This is a genomic window from Pedobacter sp. AC464 (assembly GCF_979253075.1).
The window spans coordinates 1,260,928-1,276,637 of record NZ_CEEDBV010000002.1 but is presented as its reverse complement, the minus strand read 5'-3'; the positions used below and the strand labels follow the sequence as shown (position 1 = coordinate 1,276,637).

Genomic DNA, 15,710 nt, shown 5'->3' with positions numbered 1-15,710 from the left:
AATAATAAGACTTAAAACGGCACCAAAACCTAAATATTTTGTTAAAAAAACTTAAATCCCGCGGGGATAACAAAGAATATACTTTTCTACTGTTTTTTGCAGCGACTCTAAATTAGATAAATCCGAAGCTTTGGCAATATCTACAATATCGTTATTTTTCATCAGAATTTTAATATTCCCCACGCCGGCGTTGTAAGCTCTGTTTTGTATCGAATCTGTAAAAACAAAATATTTTACTTCTTCGGCAGCAATGCCCAGCAAATCGATAGTGGCATTCTGCAAAAACTCAACACGCTCTTTATCTGCCAGTTCGTTACTCATTTCTACCTTGTATAAATTCCTAGAAGTAAGCATTTTACATAATGTAGATAAAATTTTATCGGGATGTTGAGCCCAAACTTTTACTGCAGCGTAAATATCCTGATCATCAAGATTTGTAAAGTGCTCCAAGTTTTCATGGGTAAAAAATGTTTCCTCATTGATGTTGTTATTGAGGAAATAACTTAAAGATGGAGCCGCAAATAAATCAATACCTGCTATGGCCAATTCTTTAGCCCTTTCCAACAATTTAACCAGAATCATTTCGCCGGCAATTACAGTTTTATGCAAATAAACTTGCCAATACATCAATCTGCGGGCAATCAGAAACTTTTCAATGGAGTAAATTCCTTTTTCTTCGATAACCAAATCATCCTCCACAACGTTGAACATTTTAATAATCCTATCGAAACTAATTACGCCTTCACTAACGCCGGTAAAAAAGCTGTCGCGATTCAGATAGTCCATTCTATCTAAATCCAATTGACCAGAAATTAACTGGTTGAGGAATTTTTTTGGGTATGTGCCGTTAAAAATTTCGATTGCAAGGCTGAGTTTTCCATCAAAATGTTTGTTCAAATCCTGCATCAGCTTTGCTGAAATATCTTCGTGCTTTATGCCGGTTACTAAAGAATGTTCGAGCGCATGTGAAAACGGCCCATGCCCAATATCGTGCAGTAAAATGGCCAATATTGCCGATTCTTCTTCGGCATCGCTAATTGTATGTTCTTTGCTACGGAGCAAACCTATAGCCAGGCTCATTAAATGCATGGCACCCAAAGCATGATGAAAACGGGTATGGAGTGCGCCAGGATAAACAAGATGAGTCATTCCAAGTTGTTTGATGTAGCGCAAACGCTGAAAATACGGATGCGAAATTACATCATAAATCAATTCTGATGGAATGCTGATGAATCCGTACACCGGATCATTTATTATTTTCTTCTTGTTCAATCGTTAAAAATAGTTAAATAGACAGATACGGTACAAAAATTGCTATTTTTATTTATAGTTTAATTACCTGCCGGAATATAAGGGGCAATACAGACCTATTTTTACAAAAAAATGCAAGAAACTAAAATATTGTGGGCCGATGATGAAATCGACTTGCTAAAGCCTCATATACTTTTACTTAACGATAAAGGTTATAATGTAAGAACTTTTACAAACGGAAACGACGCCCTTGAGGCTTTTGGGAAAAGCCATTTTGATTTGGTTTTTCTAGATGAAAACATGCCTGGTATGAGCGGTATCGAAACGCTTTCGGCCATAAAAAACCTAAATCCTGATGTGCCCGTAGTTTTGATTACGAAAAGTGAGGAAGAAAACCTTATGGAAGATGCCATAGGGAGTAAAATAGATGATTATTTAATTAAACCGGTTAACCCAAAACAGGTTCTTTTAACCATAAAAAAACTGATTGATAAAAAACTTTTAGTAAGCGAAAAAACATCAATGGCTTACCAGCAGGATTTTAGAAGACTCGGCATGACACTTGGCGATCGCCTGAGTTATGACGAATGGGTAGATGTTTATAAAAAAATAGTTTTCTGGGAGCTTGAGCTCGAGAAGTTAGATGACCCGCAAATGCACGAAATTTTAACCATGCAGAAGCAGGAAGCCAATACACAGTTTTCGAAATTTATCGAAGAACACTATCTCGATTGGATTAAAGATAAAGACAGGGCGCCATTGCTTTCGAATGAATTATTGAAAAAGAAGGCTTTTCCGCATGTAAATGATACAACCCCGGTATTTTTTATTCTGGTTGATAACCTCCGTTACGACCAATGGAAAATCATAAATCCTCTTATTTCTGAATATTTCAGAATTGATGAGGAAGATATGTATACCAGTATTTTGCCGACCGCAACGCAGTATGCCAGAAACGCAATTTTTTCAGGCTTAATGCCGCTGGAAATGGAAAAACGTTTTCCGGGATTATGGCAAAACGATGATGATGAAGGTGGTAAAAATTTGCACGAAGAAGCTTTCCTGGCTGATAACATTAAACGCACTTTACGCAAGGATTGTAAATTCAGCTACAACAAAATTTTAACTTTTGAGCAAGGGAAAGAACTGGTTGAACAAACCAATAACCTGTTGAAAAATGATTTCAATGCTATTGTTTTCAATTTTGTTGATATGCTGAGTCATGCCAGAACAGACATGCAAATGATTCGCGAGCTGGCTAACGATGATGCGGCCTACCGCTCATTAACATTATCATGGTTTGAGCATTCTCCTTTATTCGATTTGTTGAAAAAGATTTCACAGAAACAGGTTAAAGTGATTATAACTACCGACCACGGAACCATTCGTGTTAAAAAACCGGTTAAAGTTATCGGCGATAGAAGTACAAATACCAATCTTCGTTATAAACAGGGAAGAAACCTAAACTTCAATGCAAAGGAAGTTTTTGCTATTAAAAATCCTCACGATGCATTGTTGCCGAAAATCAACATCAGCAGCAGCTACATATTTGCTAGAGAAGACAGCTATTTTGTTTATCCCAATAATTACAATCAGTTTGTAAATTATTATAACGAAACCTTTCAGCATGGTGGCATTTCTCTAGAGGAAATGATAATTCCGGTGGTAACTTATTCGCCAAGGTAAATTTTTAGCCACATTTAGCGGGCAAAATATTGAAAGGCAAAAGCGATGCAAATATGTATTACTTTTGCCTTTTATCTTTTATAACGATGAAGATTCATATTGACGGTTTAGCGGAGTTGCCAGAAGTTGCCGAAAAGCTTGCGGCATTTGCCGCAGATGAGAAGATATTTCTTTTTGATGGAGAAATGGGCGCAGGGAAAACGACCTTTATAAAAAATTTCTGTAAAACATTGGGCGTTAATGAAGTAGTTTCGAGTCCTACTTATTCCATTGTAAATGAATACGTGGGTGCTGCAAATGCCATTTACCACTTTGATTTTTACCGAATAAAGAATATCCAGGAAGCCTATGATTTAGGCTACGAAGAATATTTTTATGGTGGTGGAATTTGCCTTATCGAGTGGCCGGAAAGAATTGAAGAGTTGTTGCCGGCACACTATGTAAAGGTCGAAATTTCGGTTTTAAACGAGAGCGGCAGAGCATTTGAGTTTACAAAAACCTAATGTTCAGATGTATTTTGTTATCAGTAATTTAACAGAATTTCCGTACCTTCATAAACCTTTAAACCCAAAACATTTTTTAATAACATCATGGCTACAGGATTACGCGAAGGAATGGCCGATATAGCTCGCCAAGGCTTATTGCAAACACAAGAGGCGACGCTGGAAACCAGAAATAAAAAGAATAATCTCAATATTGGCATCCCGAAAGAAATCTCTTTCCAGGAAAATAGAATCGCTTTAACACCATTATCTGTTGCGTTATTGGTCAATAACGGTCATCGCGTTATTTTGGAAAGCGGGGCAGGCATTGCTGCTAATTTTTCAGATTCTGAATATGCAGAACAGGGTGCTAAAATCGCCTACGATAAAAAGGAAGTTTTCGATTGCGACATTCTGGTTAAAATTGCGCCGCCAATGTTGGAGGAAATTGCGCTGATGCATAAAGGGCAAACGCTTATTTCTTCACTTCAAACCGGAACTTTAAAGCAAGAATATCTGAAAGCTTTAATGCAAAAAAAGATTAATGCCCTATGTTTTGAGAATTTGCGGGATGAAGGAAACGTTCTAAGTGTAGTGCGGGCAATGAGCGAAATTGTAGGTTCTACATCTATACTAATTGCTGCAGAATATTTAAGTAACGTAACCGGCGGCAAAGGATTGATGCTCGGTGGTTTTACCGGGGTTCCGCCTACAGAAATTGTAATATTAGGTGCCGGAACAGTTGGCGAGTATGCGGCAAGAACTGCTTTAGCTTTAGGGGCTGAAGTAAAAGTTTTCGACAGCTCGATTTACCGCTTGCGCAGGCTTCAGAATAATTTAGGAAACAGCCGCGTGTTTACTTCTGTAATGCAGCCAATTGTTTTAAATAAGGCAATTGTTACCTGCGATGTTGTAATCGGGGCGATTCGTGCGAGCCACGGCCGTAGTCCATGTATTGTTATGGAAGAAACTGTTGCCCGGATGAAACCACATTCGGTTGTTATTGATGTAAGTATTGACCAGGGTGGCTGTTTTGAAACCTCTGAGGTAACAAACCATACCAATCCGGTTTTCAGAAAATACGATGTAATCCATTATTGTGTTCCCAACATCGCATCGCGGGTTCCGCGTACCGCATCATATGCGTTAACCAATATTTTTGCACCTATCTTGCTCGATATCGGTGAATTTGGTGGCTTAATGAATATGGTTTGGAACAACCCCGGAATTCGCGAAGCCTTATACATTTATCAGGGCAATGTGACCAATAAGGATTTAGCCGATATGTTCAATTTGCCCTTTAAAGATTTGGAATTATTAGTTGTCTCCAATCAGTAAACTTGCTTTTTATTATTGGAGCGGAACACGGGTTTTTTTTTAAACTAAAGGTGTTCAATTCGGTAAGAAGAATTTCTTTGCAACGGCCAGCTTAAGCTAATTTCAAATTATGAAACTAAATACCTTCATTTTATTTTTATTCGCATCCGTTTCGGCACTTGCCCAAATTAAACCTGCGACGCCTAAAAAACTTTTCATAATAAGTTCTTATCAGCAATACCTGGCTTCGGTAAAAGAAAATTCGAACAATCAACTTGTAGAAATAAAGAAGGCTATTCCGACAATTAGGTTAGATATTCGTTACGCAACCAAAAATAATTTTATGAAACAGGTTATGTATGGGCAGGCACGTGCTTTTGCCCGCAAACCTGTTGTAGAGTCGCTTAAAAAAGTGCAGGCGGAGTTGTTTAAAAAAGGTTTAGGCTTGAAAATATTTGATGGTTACAGGCCTTACGCCATAACAGTTGCGTTCTACCAAAAGGCGAGCGATAAAAATTTCGTAGCAAACCCGAAGCAAGGTTCTAAACACAATCGCGGCTGTGCGGTAGATTTAACCATAGTAGATTTAAAAACAGGAAAAGAAATTGCCATGCCAACGCCTTATGATAGCTTTTCGGCAGCTGCAGCAGCAAATTATGCTAAGGTATCACCACAAGTCAAAAAGAACCGGGACTTTTTTATCGCCATAATGAAAAAGTACAAGCTAAATGTACTGGAGAATGAGTGGTGGCATTACGATTTTCAGGGCTGGCAAAATTATGCGCTGCTCGATATTCCTTTTGAAAAACTTTAAGTGCTCGTTTCTGCAACAATTGTTTTCAGCTTGGCTTATTTCCTGAAAAGCCAGTTACAAGTGGTGCGGTATGCCATACTGATCCATTTTAACCCTGGCTTTATCACCTTTAACGTTCAAATGAAAGATGAAATCATAATCATCATCAGTTAATTCTTCACGGGGGCGTTTTCCACCAAATGCTTCAATAATTTCAAGCACGGTATTCGAATGCCCGGCGATGATGATCTTTTTGCCAGCGTAACTGGTTTTAATCGTATCAACCAGAGCTTTGATATCCGTGTAGTTTATAACTTTAGGAATTACAAGCGAATCCAGCGTTTGACGCGTTCTTTTGTAAGGAGTACTAAAAGCCACATCTATATTTTCTTTTTTCAGGTATTTGGCCAGGTCGCCGGCTCTAACTTTTCCTTCTTCCGATAAATCAGGGTTTTTTTCTTGTGGATCAGACCTGTCTTTTTCCGCATGGCGAACTATCCAAATTTCAGTAGTTTGTGCTTTTGCGAGGTTGAAAAACAGAAAAATGACGGAAAGAAATATTAAAAGCTTTTTCATTAGAGGCAGTTTTAAAGCTATAAATATTGAAAAAATTATCGGTTTGCAGAAATCATCTCTAAATGAAAAAGTGCCGGGGCATTCTATCGAATAAACGACAGCAAACGTTCTACATCATCAAAAGTGTGCCAACTGCTTAAAACGATTCGATTTATGGGCTCGCTTGTTGTGTTTGGATAAGGGAAAGATGAGATCAGGATTTGATGTTCCAGCAGCCGGTCTGCCAAAGCAGCATTGTCTAAAAAAAATGCCGGAAAGGTTGTTTCGAACTTCCAGGATGGATTAAGTTGCGATGAAAACAACTCGATGTTGGTTTGCAGTTTATTCCAGGCCGAGTTGTAAATGGCTTCTGCATGCATAAATGCATATAAGCCTGCGGCTGCGGGCGGAGATGCACCCACGAAAATATTTGTGTGCTTAAGTTTCCCGATAATTGCTGCTGAGCCTAAAACCAAACCGGCATCAACTCCCAGTGCTTTCGCCATCGAGGCCACAACAACCCACTCGAGGTTTGGTTTTTTCGGCAAACTATCGAAGCAACCTAAACCTTTATTGTTAATGCCAATTCCATGAGAGTCGTCTACAATGAAAGTTACTTTCTTAGCCGGGTTTATTTCCTCCACAAAATCAAAGTCATAAATTTCGGGGAAAAGATTATTCATCGAATTGCTTATTAAAACCCAATCCTGTTGTTCAGAACTGTTGATAACTTCAACTATCTGTTTACACCAGGCCGTGAACGAGCTAGAATTAAAGCTTTGCTTTGTTAACCAAAGCGCAGGATGTGTTGACGGCGCATAAATTACTTCTCCCAGTTTTGATAACGCATTAACAGTAAGCTGTGCAGCCAGGTAACCGCTTGACGTGATTAAGGCATCTTCTGCTTTGAATCGCACGGAGGCTACTTTTTCTGCATCATCGTAAATACCAAGTTGTATGTTGTTTGTTCGGCTGGTTCCATTATTTAAGCCATATTTTCTGAGGCCTTCCATATATAACTGCAAAAATTCATCATTTTGCGGGATGCCCAGATACGCAGTTCCGCCAAAGTACAGATAATCAATGCCACCGATATTTATCTTGTTGGAAAATGGTTTTGTTATGGATTTAAGTCCGCGATTCATCAATTTTATTTTGAAACCTGTTTGCTGAAAAACTCAAATTGTTGTTTAGTGGATTTTTTCCAGTACGCAGCATTATGGTTACCGGGTTGGGAAATATAAGTCGCCTTGATTTTCAAACTGTCACATTTCTTCTTCATGGCATTGTTCGATTGGTAGAAAAAATCATCGGCACCACAATCGAAGATAATTTCCTTTGGGCTTCCGGCTAGCTTATCGATTTGTTGTATAACAGAATATTTTAGCCAGATGTCGCTATCTTTGTCGGGGTTACCGAGAAGTTCCGGGACGCCGAATTTTCCAATCGCATCGCGAAGATTTATGCCTCCACTTGTGCTGCCCGCACTTTTAAACATTTCCGGATGTTTCAAAAATAACCATAAAGCGCCGTGTCCGCCCATACTCAAGCCTGTAATAAAAATGTTCGCCGTATCAATGGGGTAATCGTTCTTAATTTTAGGTAAGAATTCTTCAAAAAAGAAATTTTCATATTGCCAGTCCGCCTTCGCCGGACTATTTAAATACCAGGATTTGTATAGCCCATCCGGAGCAATTAAAATATACCCGTATTCATCAGCATACTTTTGAGCATCCATTATGTTGTTCCATTGTTTGTAGTTACCGCTGTAACCGTGAAGCAGAATTATCGCCGGAACTTTTTTATTATTCTTTAAGTTTTTTGGGGTAAAAACCCATGTCGTGTCTGCTTGTGGTAGGTTTTTCGATTTGAAGATAATTTGCTGCTGTGCATTTGTAGTAAGAAAAAACAAGAGGCAAATCGAAATCAGTTTTAAGCATTTCATGTTTGTAAATTAAAAGTTGTCATGAATGTAGGTAACTATCCTAACCATCTCATTTCTTACCGCTGCGGTTGGATTGATGAAGTTGTTGTTCATAAAGGAATAGATGTAGGTTTTACCTTTTTTTGTTAAAATGTAACCGCTTTGGTTATGAATCCCGGTAAGCGAACCGGTTTTTCCAAAAACAAAAGGCTTGTCTGTTTTTGGATAGGCGTTTTTTAAGGTGCCGCTTTTGCCGCCCGCAGGCAACATATCAAACAGTTTTTCAGGGTTGTTTACTTCTGTATAAATCAGGTTTAAAACCGCAATCATATCATTAGGAGTAAATAAGTTCATTCGGGAAAGGCCGGAACCATCAACCCATCGTGGCTTTTGGGGTAAACCTAGTAAATGGTTCTTTAAAACATACTGAATGGTTTTTTCTGTATTTAACGTATCGCTAAGCTTATCGCCACAAACAAGCAACAGTTGCTCGGCCAGAAAGTTATCGCTGGGTAAAAGCATCGCTTTTAAAACTGAATCGCGGCTGGCGCCATACAAGGTCTTGGCGTTGGCAGGCATATTCCTGTCTATCAATCCAATGGGTTTATGTAAAGTATCGGCAAGCAGGCCCACCGTTGTGGCGTTGCTTAATTTAAAAGGGATTTGCTGAACAAAATTCGGTTTGACAGCAACGGCGTTGTAGGTAAATTCATTGTTGTTGAAATTTCGTTTCACCAGGAAATCGCCTGCGGTCTGCGTGCTGTCTTTTACGAAACATGAGCTAAAGCTTTTTGGGCTTACAGAGAAATTCCCGTTTTGTGTTCCCTTTACCCAAACCGTATTGTCGAGCAGGGGCAAATCATTTATTTCTGCCTGGTAATAATCGTTGTAGTCATCCCAGGCCCAGCCGGCACCGAAAAAATTCCCAGTATATCTGCCAGGCGAGTAGAAGAGTTTTTTTGTGCTTCCGGCGAGAAAATTGTAGGCAGATTTATCTTTTAGTTCTGACTGCAGGAACGATGGATCGCCCGTTCCCCAAAAAATTAACGAATCATTTGTTTCGATGTATCTTAAGGCTGGCATCCGCTCCGGAATCATTTTTAACGATGCATAAAAAGTATATAATTTAGTGTTTGATGCCGGCGTAAATTGCTTATCACCATCTTTCTCGAACACCGTGGTTTTCGCCTGTAAATTAAATAGTGAAAAGCCGACCATGTATTGCTTTATAATTTCTGACTTCCTGAATTCTTTAGAAACCTTACGGGCCATCATTTTGTCGGCAGAACAGCCTGACAACAAATAAATTAACAAAGCTAAGGGAAGCACCGGGGCTTTAAAAAGTTGGCGAAAAATCATCTTTTAAAGTTATAGGAAATAATACAAACTAAATTATTAAATTTAATCAAATGTTAACCAAATATAAGTTTGCAAAGTTTGCTATGAGCCGCAAATTGATTATTATTTGCGTAGGACTTTTTATACTTTTTTTTTACAACTGTGAAGCTCAGGAATTCCATTTTTCAGGTAATCAGCAACGGCAATCCTTACAGTTCAAATCCATAAAAAACCTAATCATTATTCCTGTTTACATCAACGAAAAAGGGCCTTTTGATTTCGTTTTAGATACGGGCGTAGGGCCACTAATCATCACAGAGCCATCCATTATCGATTCCCTGAATTTCACAACCATGCGTAAAATTAAAGTTTCGGGTTTAGGGCTGGAAACCGTGGAGGCATTTGTATCGCAAAATATAAAGGCTACCGTAGGCAGGGCTGAGGCTCAGCATATCCCTACCGCCATTTTAAAAGAAGATTTGTTTAATTTATCAGGGCATTTAGGGATAAAAATTTATGGATTAATCGGATTCAATTTTTTCAACAGTTTTATTGTAGATATCCGCTATGCAGAAAGCAGGCTCATCTTCACAGCGCCGGGCGCTAAGGTTAAATACAGAGGCAGCAAAATTCCAATTGTGATTGAGAGCATGAAACCATACGTTTACGCAGATGTTGCCACATCAGATAATGAAAAGATTTCTGCTAAATTGCTTATGGATACCGGTGCCAGTCATGCTTTATCTATGGAAATGTATAATGGAGAAATGTTTCCCTTGCCTTATTCTAAAATAAAGGCAAATCTGGGCATGAGCATTAGCGGACAAATTAAAGGTTATCTCGGACGAATTAAAGGCTTCTCTATCGGAGGGTATGACTTTAAAGATGTAATATCTGGTTTTCCCGATTATCGGGTTATCTCACAAAAAATAGATTTAAAAACCCGGAACGGTAACGTTGGCGCCGATTTGCTAAGAAAGTTTAACATCCAGTTTAACTATCAGGAGGGTTTTATGTACGTAAAGCCTAACGGAAATTTCAAAACACCTTTTGAGCATGATATGATTGGAATGGTTGTATATCTTGACCAAAAAGAATACAAACGATTCCTGATTGGGGAAATTGACGAAAACTCGCCGGCAGAAAAGTCTGGCCTTTGTCCGGATGATGAAATAATAGGCGTTAATTTCAGGCCTATGAACGTTTATTCGCTTAATGAGCTCTCAGAACTTTTCAAATCGGGTGCAAATAAAAGCGTAATTCTCGAGATTTACAGAGACAATAAAACCTTTTTTAAAGTAGTTCACCTCGAACGAAGAATTTGATTTTACAGGTAATTTTAAGGTTACAAGCTCATAACTAACTTATCAGGCTTTAAATTCGCAGGTATCAAAATCTTAGATAATGATTAAGAAGGCCGCAATTTTTTTTACGCTATTTGTAGTAAGCTTAACTTGCTTTGCGCAAAACCAGGATTCGATTACTTTAGTAAAAACTCATTGGATAAAAACGAGAGTAGCTAGGCAGGTAAAGCTTTTTAGACATCATTTCGACCAGAAGAATCTCTTTTCTGCCAACCAGAATATTTCTTTTTTGGAGGTAAAAAATTCTGGCAGAAAAGCCGTTTTTGCAATTGATGCAGAGGCGCAGCAATTAATAACCACGAGCGGTTTTGGCATTAGAGATACTGCAATTGCCGCCATAAACGGTAATTTTTTCGACGTAAAAAATGGCGGTTCTGTTGATTTTGTAAAAGTAAACGGAGAAGTTATTAATACAAACCGGCTTGAAAAGAGCGGATCCCGTGCGTTTCATCAAAAGGCTGCAGTTGTAATTCGTAAGGGCAAAATCGAAATTGTAAAGTGGGATGGAAGTGCTGACTGGGAAAAAAGTTTAACAGACGGAGATGTATTGTTTAACGGGCCTTTGTTGGTATTCAATAACCAGGAAGAGCGGCTGGATACTGCGGCTTTTAATCGTTTACGACATCCACGCACCTGCGTGGGTTTAAAGCCAAATGGCCGGGCCATTTTACTAACGGTAGATGGAAGAAATGATAATTCTGCTGGAATGAGTTTGTTTGAACTGACAAAAATTATGCGTTGGCTTGGCTGTACAAGTGCAATTAATTTTGATGGCGGCGGTTCTACCACGCTTTGGGTTAACGGAAATGGCGACACAGGTGTTATCAATTACCCAACGGACAATAAAAAATGGGATCACGAGGGTCAGCGGAAAGTAGCCAACGTAATTCTGGTTAAGAAAAAATAAATTATTTTAGCCGAACTTTGCGCCTGCTGCGTTATATACATATGATAAAAAATTTCTGCCTCCTTTTTTATGTTATTATTTTGTGTTCATCCTGCGATCTTGCTTCAAAAAAGACCAATCCAAAACTGCGGGATTACACCTGGGAATCGGTAAAAGGCATCCGCTACCAGGAAGTTCGTAGAAGATTCAAAAACGGCTTATCATTTAATATGGAAGGCTTTATGCAAAAGCCATCGTGGATTATAGAGGTTGCCAAAGAAGATACGATGATGGCCTGGAGTCCGCAGAAACAAATTATGCAAAAGTTTTTCCTCCAGTATGATCATGGTAATCTTTACAATTTCGCCGAAGAATGGTTTAAGGTTAAAGCCATGACTAATGATAGCCTCGTATTACAGCGGGTACAGGTTAATGGTAAAAATGTACTTGCCGATTTTCGGTCGGATGTTAACATGATTTTTTACGCCCAAAGCTATATCAAAAATAAACTTAAAACGACGGCCGAAAAGTTGCAGAAACCAAGTAAAGCAGATACTGCTTTTATCATAAAAAGAGCCGTTAGCGTTAACGAAAATAGCGACAGTGCTTTCGCCGCAACAGAGCCGGTTCAGTTTATACCGAAAAGTAAAATTGTTACAGTAGAAAAGTTGGTTACGGCGAGTAAGCTGGAGGGACGAACGGCGGCTTACGATTATATGTTTCCGCAGTATAAAATCATTATCGATAGGGCATATAAAGATTTTGCTTACCAAATCTCTGCTGTAGTAGATTTTCAGGGTGGTATACACGTTAAAGACGTTTATGGCGTATTGCCCGAGAACGCTGATTCGAAGAAAAAGAATATGCAGGCTGTGGCCGATATTTACATCAGAAACCTTTTTGATGTACTGCCAGGAACGAGCCTCGGAATTCCGCACAATAGCCAAATTACGATGATGATTATTGGAAAAGCAATTAAAAGGCCTTAGTAATCTGCTGTTTACAAAATTTTAACGTTAAAAAAATGTTAAAATTTATTTTGATTTTAAAAATTAAAACTTACCTTGCAGACTTAATTTTAATATTTAATACAATGCAAGAAGGCACAGTAAAATTCTTCAATGTAACTAAAGGTTTTGGCTTTATCATCCCTGCAAACGGCGATAGCGAAATTTTTGTTCATTCAACAGGTCTTATCGACGAAATCCGTGAAAACGACAAAGTTCAGTACGAAGTTGCTAACGGTAAAAAAGGCTTAAATGCCGTTAATGTGAAAGTAATTTAATTAACTATCATATTTACAATGAAGCCCTGGTCGCAGATCGGGGCTTTTTTGGTTTTAATCCATTCTGTTGTTATCAAGATTTTATGACAAACTATTTCATTGTTCCCGGTTTGGGAAATTCTGGTGAAGGACATTGGCAAAGCTATTTCAAAGAATCGGCACCTAACGTTAAACGTATCGAGCAGGAAGAATGGGATACACCAAAATGTGAAGATTGGGTTAAAAATATTTGTGAAGCTATTTCTGGCTTCGAACCGGAAACGGTTGTGCTGATTGGTCACAGTTTGGGCTGTGTAGCCATTGCCAATTGGGCAAAAGCCTATAAAATGAAAATAAAAGGTGCGTTATTAGTTGCACCAAGCGATGTCGAAGCACCAAAATATACTTTTGATACTGTTGGTTTTAAACAGATGCCGCTAGAAAGAATAGATTTCAAAACCATTTTGGTCGCCAGCTCTAATGATGAATGGATGAGTATGGAGCGAGCAAAATTCTTTGCAGAAAGTTGGGGTAGTCAACTCATCAATATCGGCGAAGCCGGCCACATTAACGCCACTTCCGGCTTTGGTGAATGGAAAGAGGGACTGGCTATTTTAAAAGAATTTGAGTAAAATTTTGCAAAGGGTTTTTAAAGCTTAATCTTTGACACCTTTGGTAAAACTTTGGTCTTTATCAAACAACTTCTTCCTTAAAAGGTAATCTACAAATACCAATCCCAAAATCAAATCAACTCCGATAAACACATATAACGCTGTTGGGTTTAAAACCTTTTCAATATTCAGGTTTAACGTAAAATATTTGCTCAAATCAGGCATTGTAAACGTTGTATTGTATAAAACGTATCCTAATATGCCTAAAATAGAAAGCACAAAAAACGCAGCAATGGTAAAAATAATCCGGTTATCTACCTTGGTTTTTAAAGCAATCGGTGCCGGTTGAAGCGCAACATCTTCCATCACATTTCTTGTGAAAGACATTGAAGGTTCATCAAGTTCCATTGCCGAAAAGGTTGCATTTAAACTTAGTAACTCTTCATACTGTCGCCTAACCGAAACATCAGTTTCAATTTTTCCTTCGATGGCTTTTTGTTGGGTTTCATTCAAATTTCCATCAATATAATCCCAAAGTTGTTGCTCTATTGTGTTCATAGTAACTCCTTTACCTCATCTTTTAACAAATATTGTAATTTTTCTTTAAGCCTTTGTCTTGCACGATGTAGCTTTACTTTTATCGTGTTCGCTTCCATGTTTAAAGCCTCACCAATTTCTTCCAGGCTCTGTTCACCTTTGTAAAACATGGTAATAATCGCGGCATCATCCGGTAGCAAATCTCCTATGGCCTGGTTTAAAAAAGCATGACTGTTTTGTTGCTCATAAACATTAGCATTAAAGGCAGAAGTATGGTTTTCCAGTTGTAAAAACGTTTCCTCATCACTAATAGACGATGTATCTAAACGTTTTTTGCGCAAAAAAGTCATCGCCGTTGTATAAGTTATGGTGTAAAGCCAGGTGCTAAACTTAGCGGTCTGTTTAAAAGAACCCAACGCTTTATAGGCCTTAACAAAACAATCCTGCGCAATCTCTTCAGCGTCCTCACGATTTTTGGCAAACCTTAAAGCAAGTGTAAAAACAAAGCGCTGATGGCGTTTCACCAACAAAGCGTACTGCCCGGTTTCGCCGGTTAACACGTTTTGAATCAGCTGTAAATCTGTTAACTCTTGCTTCATACTTAATACTAAGACTACCTAACAGTTAAACAGGTTACACACCAAATGCAATTGGCTTATTAAAGCACCAAGATTTTATTTCTTTGAAAATGAACGGTTAGCGTCCCTTCGCAAAATGCAGCCCTGCTGTACACTTTAGCCTCGCAGAAAAAGCTCGGGCTATCGTTACCATCAGGTTTATTAACACAAGTTTCTGCATGCCTGCATACCGCCAAAGAAAGCTCCTAATGCGAAGCGAAAAATTTTAAACCGGCAATAGAACCAATTAGCGTACAAATAAAAAATATGCGCCAAAAAGTTGCGGGCTCATTAAAATATACAATCCCAATTATAACGGTACCAACGGCGCCAATACCCGTCCAAACTGCGTAGGCTGTGCCCATAGGTAATGTTTGCGAAGCCTTATTTAACAAAACAAAACTTAAAGCAATACAGATGAAAAAACCAATGCTCCATTTCAGATTGCTAAAATTGTTCGACAGTTTTAAACAGGTTGTAAAGCCAACTTCAAAAAGGCCTGCTATAATCAATATAATCCAGTTCATGTTGCAAAGTTAGAAATGTTTAAATACTTATAATTTCAGGCTTCGGCTGGTAAATTAAATTTTTTGCGTCAATGCCTGTAACCTGATTAAAAACCATGTAGTCATAGAGCACAGAACACGGTTCAACAAAAATAAAAAAACAAAATTTAACACATAAAAAATTACAATCATGGAAGGCATATTAGTCCCAATCTCACTTTTCTTAGGCGCATTCGCAATGGTATTTGGAATACGCTATTTATCGAATAAAGAAAAAATGGCAATGATAGAACGAGGTATCGACCCCGGTATCGGAAAATCTACGCCACGTCCATACCTCAGTTTAAAATTTGGCTTGTTATTAGTTGGCTTGGGCATTGGTTTGTTAGTTGCTTTATTTACGGTTAGAGGCTTATTCGGCCCGGATATGACACGGAGCGAAGAAAGCCAGTCGGTGGCAATTTATTTCGGTTGTCTTGGCATTTTCGGCGGCTTAGGTCTAATTACCTCCTTCTTGGTCGAAAAGAAAGCTATCGATCAATAAGTACTTGAATACTGGTTTCAACGGCTGCTAAGCCT

At 38.5% G+C, this 15,710-nt stretch carries 18 protein-coding genes; 10 read left to right on the top strand and 8 right to left on the bottom strand.

What is annotated here, in order from left to right; translation table 11 throughout:
- Positions 1 to 51 precede the first annotated feature (51 nt).
- Entirely contained in the window at positions 52 to 1,272 is a 1,221-nt protein-coding gene (locus AC0IWT_RS16410) for an HD domain-containing protein (RefSeq protein WP_056869237.1), read from the bottom strand.
- A gap of 111 nt (positions 1,273 to 1,383) precedes the next feature.
- Between AC0IWT_RS16410 and porX the strand changes: the two genes are divergently transcribed.
- The 4 genes from porX to AC0IWT_RS16390 all read left to right on the top strand — a co-directional run bounded on the left by porX (position 1,384) and on the right by AC0IWT_RS16390 (position 5,550).
- Complete coding sequence (gene porX, locus AC0IWT_RS16405) at positions 1,384 to 2,937, top strand: T9SS response regulator signal transducer PorX (RefSeq protein WP_471797967.1); 1,554 nt, start codon at positions 1,384 to 1,386, stop codon at positions 2,935 to 2,937.
- A gap of 86 nt (positions 2,938 to 3,023) precedes the next feature.
- Complete coding sequence (tsaE, locus tag AC0IWT_RS16400) at positions 3,024 to 3,440, top strand: tRNA (adenosine(37)-N6)-threonylcarbamoyltransferase complex ATPase subunit type 1 TsaE (RefSeq protein WP_471797966.1); 417 nt, start codon at positions 3,024 to 3,026, stop codon at positions 3,438 to 3,440.
- An 87-nt stretch (positions 3,441 to 3,527) separates the two neighbouring features.
- Positions 3,528 to 4,757, top strand: coding sequence for an alanine dehydrogenase (locus tag AC0IWT_RS16395; protein ID WP_471797965.1), 1,230 nt, complete (start codon positions 3,528 to 3,530; stop codon positions 4,755 to 4,757).
- 109 nt (positions 4,758 to 4,866) lie between these two features.
- Positions 4,867 to 5,550, top strand: coding sequence for a M15 family metallopeptidase (locus AC0IWT_RS16390; RefSeq protein WP_056869241.1), 684 nt, complete (start codon positions 4,867 to 4,869; stop codon positions 5,548 to 5,550).
- A gap of 54 nt (positions 5,551 to 5,604) precedes the next feature.
- On the opposite strand, the gene AC0IWT_RS16385 is transcribed toward AC0IWT_RS16390, so the two are convergent.
- From AC0IWT_RS16385 to AC0IWT_RS16370, 4 genes are all read right to left on the bottom strand, one after another.
- Positions 5,605 to 6,105 carry a phosphoglycerate mutase family protein gene (locus AC0IWT_RS16385; RefSeq protein WP_056869242.1) on the bottom strand — a complete coding sequence of 167 codons (501 nt, stop codon included), beginning with the start codon at positions 6,103 to 6,105 and terminating at the stop codon, positions 5,605 to 5,607.
- Positions 6,106 to 6,188: 83 nt separating this feature from the next.
- Positions 6,189 to 7,229, bottom strand: coding sequence for an aminotransferase class I/II-fold pyridoxal phosphate-dependent enzyme (locus AC0IWT_RS16380; RefSeq protein ID WP_471797964.1), 1,041 nt, complete (start codon positions 7,227 to 7,229; stop codon positions 6,189 to 6,191).
- Positions 7,230 to 7,234: 5 nt separating this feature from the next.
- Positions 7,235 to 8,029, bottom strand: coding sequence for an alpha/beta hydrolase (locus AC0IWT_RS16375; RefSeq protein WP_471797963.1), 795 nt, complete (start codon positions 8,027 to 8,029; stop codon positions 7,235 to 7,237).
- A gap of 9 nt (positions 8,030 to 8,038) precedes the next feature.
- Entirely contained in the window at positions 8,039 to 9,367 is a 1,329-nt protein-coding gene (locus AC0IWT_RS16370; protein ID WP_471797962.1) for a D-alanyl-D-alanine carboxypeptidase, read from the bottom strand.
- A gap of 50 nt (positions 9,368 to 9,417) precedes the next feature.
- Here AC0IWT_RS16370 and AC0IWT_RS16365 point away from each other — a divergent pair, with 50 nt between their 5' ends.
- From AC0IWT_RS16365 to AC0IWT_RS16345, 5 genes are all read left to right on the top strand, one after another.
- Positions 9,418 to 10,671, top strand: a complete 1,254-nt coding sequence (locus AC0IWT_RS16365; RefSeq protein ID WP_056869245.1) for an aspartyl protease family protein — start codon at positions 9,418 to 9,420, stop codon at positions 10,669 to 10,671.
- Positions 10,672 to 10,750: 79 nt separating this feature from the next.
- Complete coding sequence (locus AC0IWT_RS16360) at positions 10,751 to 11,617, top strand: phosphodiester glycosidase family protein (protein ID WP_471797961.1); 867 nt, start codon at positions 10,751 to 10,753, stop codon at positions 11,615 to 11,617.
- 41 nt (positions 11,618 to 11,658) lie between these two features.
- Positions 11,659 to 12,585 (top strand): hypothetical protein, encoded by a 927-nt coding sequence (locus AC0IWT_RS16355; protein ID WP_471797960.1) that lies wholly within the window; start codon positions 11,659 to 11,661, stop codon positions 12,583 to 12,585.
- Between the two features lie 104 nt (positions 12,586 to 12,689).
- Positions 12,690 to 12,881, top strand: coding sequence for a cold-shock protein (locus AC0IWT_RS16350; RefSeq protein ID WP_010599196.1), 192 nt, complete (start codon positions 12,690 to 12,692; stop codon positions 12,879 to 12,881).
- Between the two features lie 83 nt (positions 12,882 to 12,964).
- Positions 12,965 to 13,492 carry an RBBP9/YdeN family alpha/beta hydrolase gene (locus tag AC0IWT_RS16345; RefSeq protein ID WP_471797959.1) on the top strand — a complete coding sequence of 176 codons (528 nt, stop codon included), beginning with the start codon at positions 12,965 to 12,967 and terminating at the stop codon, positions 13,490 to 13,492.
- A gap of 24 nt (positions 13,493 to 13,516) precedes the next feature.
- Here the strand turns inward: AC0IWT_RS16345 and AC0IWT_RS16340 are convergent, their stop codons facing one another.
- The 3 genes from AC0IWT_RS16340 to AC0IWT_RS16330 all read right to left on the bottom strand — a co-directional run bounded on the left by AC0IWT_RS16340 (position 13,517) and on the right by AC0IWT_RS16330 (position 15,152).
- On the bottom strand, positions 13,517 to 14,029 hold the full coding sequence (locus tag AC0IWT_RS16340; RefSeq protein WP_471797958.1) for an anti-sigma factor family protein: 513 nt from the start codon (positions 14,027 to 14,029) through the stop codon (positions 13,517 to 13,519).
- Positions 14,026 to 14,607 (bottom strand): RNA polymerase sigma factor, encoded by a 582-nt coding sequence (locus tag AC0IWT_RS16335; RefSeq protein ID WP_056869250.1) that lies wholly within the window; start codon positions 14,605 to 14,607, stop codon positions 14,026 to 14,028. The genes AC0IWT_RS16340 and AC0IWT_RS16335 overlap by 4 nt, the downstream gene beginning before the upstream one ends.
- A 224-nt stretch (positions 14,608 to 14,831) precedes the next feature.
- Positions 14,832 to 15,152, bottom strand: coding sequence for a DMT family transporter (locus AC0IWT_RS16330; protein WP_056869251.1), 321 nt, complete (start codon positions 15,150 to 15,152; stop codon positions 14,832 to 14,834).
- A gap of 169 nt (positions 15,153 to 15,321) precedes the next feature.
- On the opposite strand from AC0IWT_RS16330, the gene AC0IWT_RS16325 reads away from it, so the two are divergent.
- Positions 15,322 to 15,675 carry a DUF6249 domain-containing protein gene (locus tag AC0IWT_RS16325; protein WP_056869252.1) on the top strand — a complete coding sequence of 118 codons (354 nt, stop codon included), beginning with the start codon at positions 15,322 to 15,324 and terminating at the stop codon, positions 15,673 to 15,675.
- Positions 15,676 to 15,710: the final 35 nt, after the last annotated feature.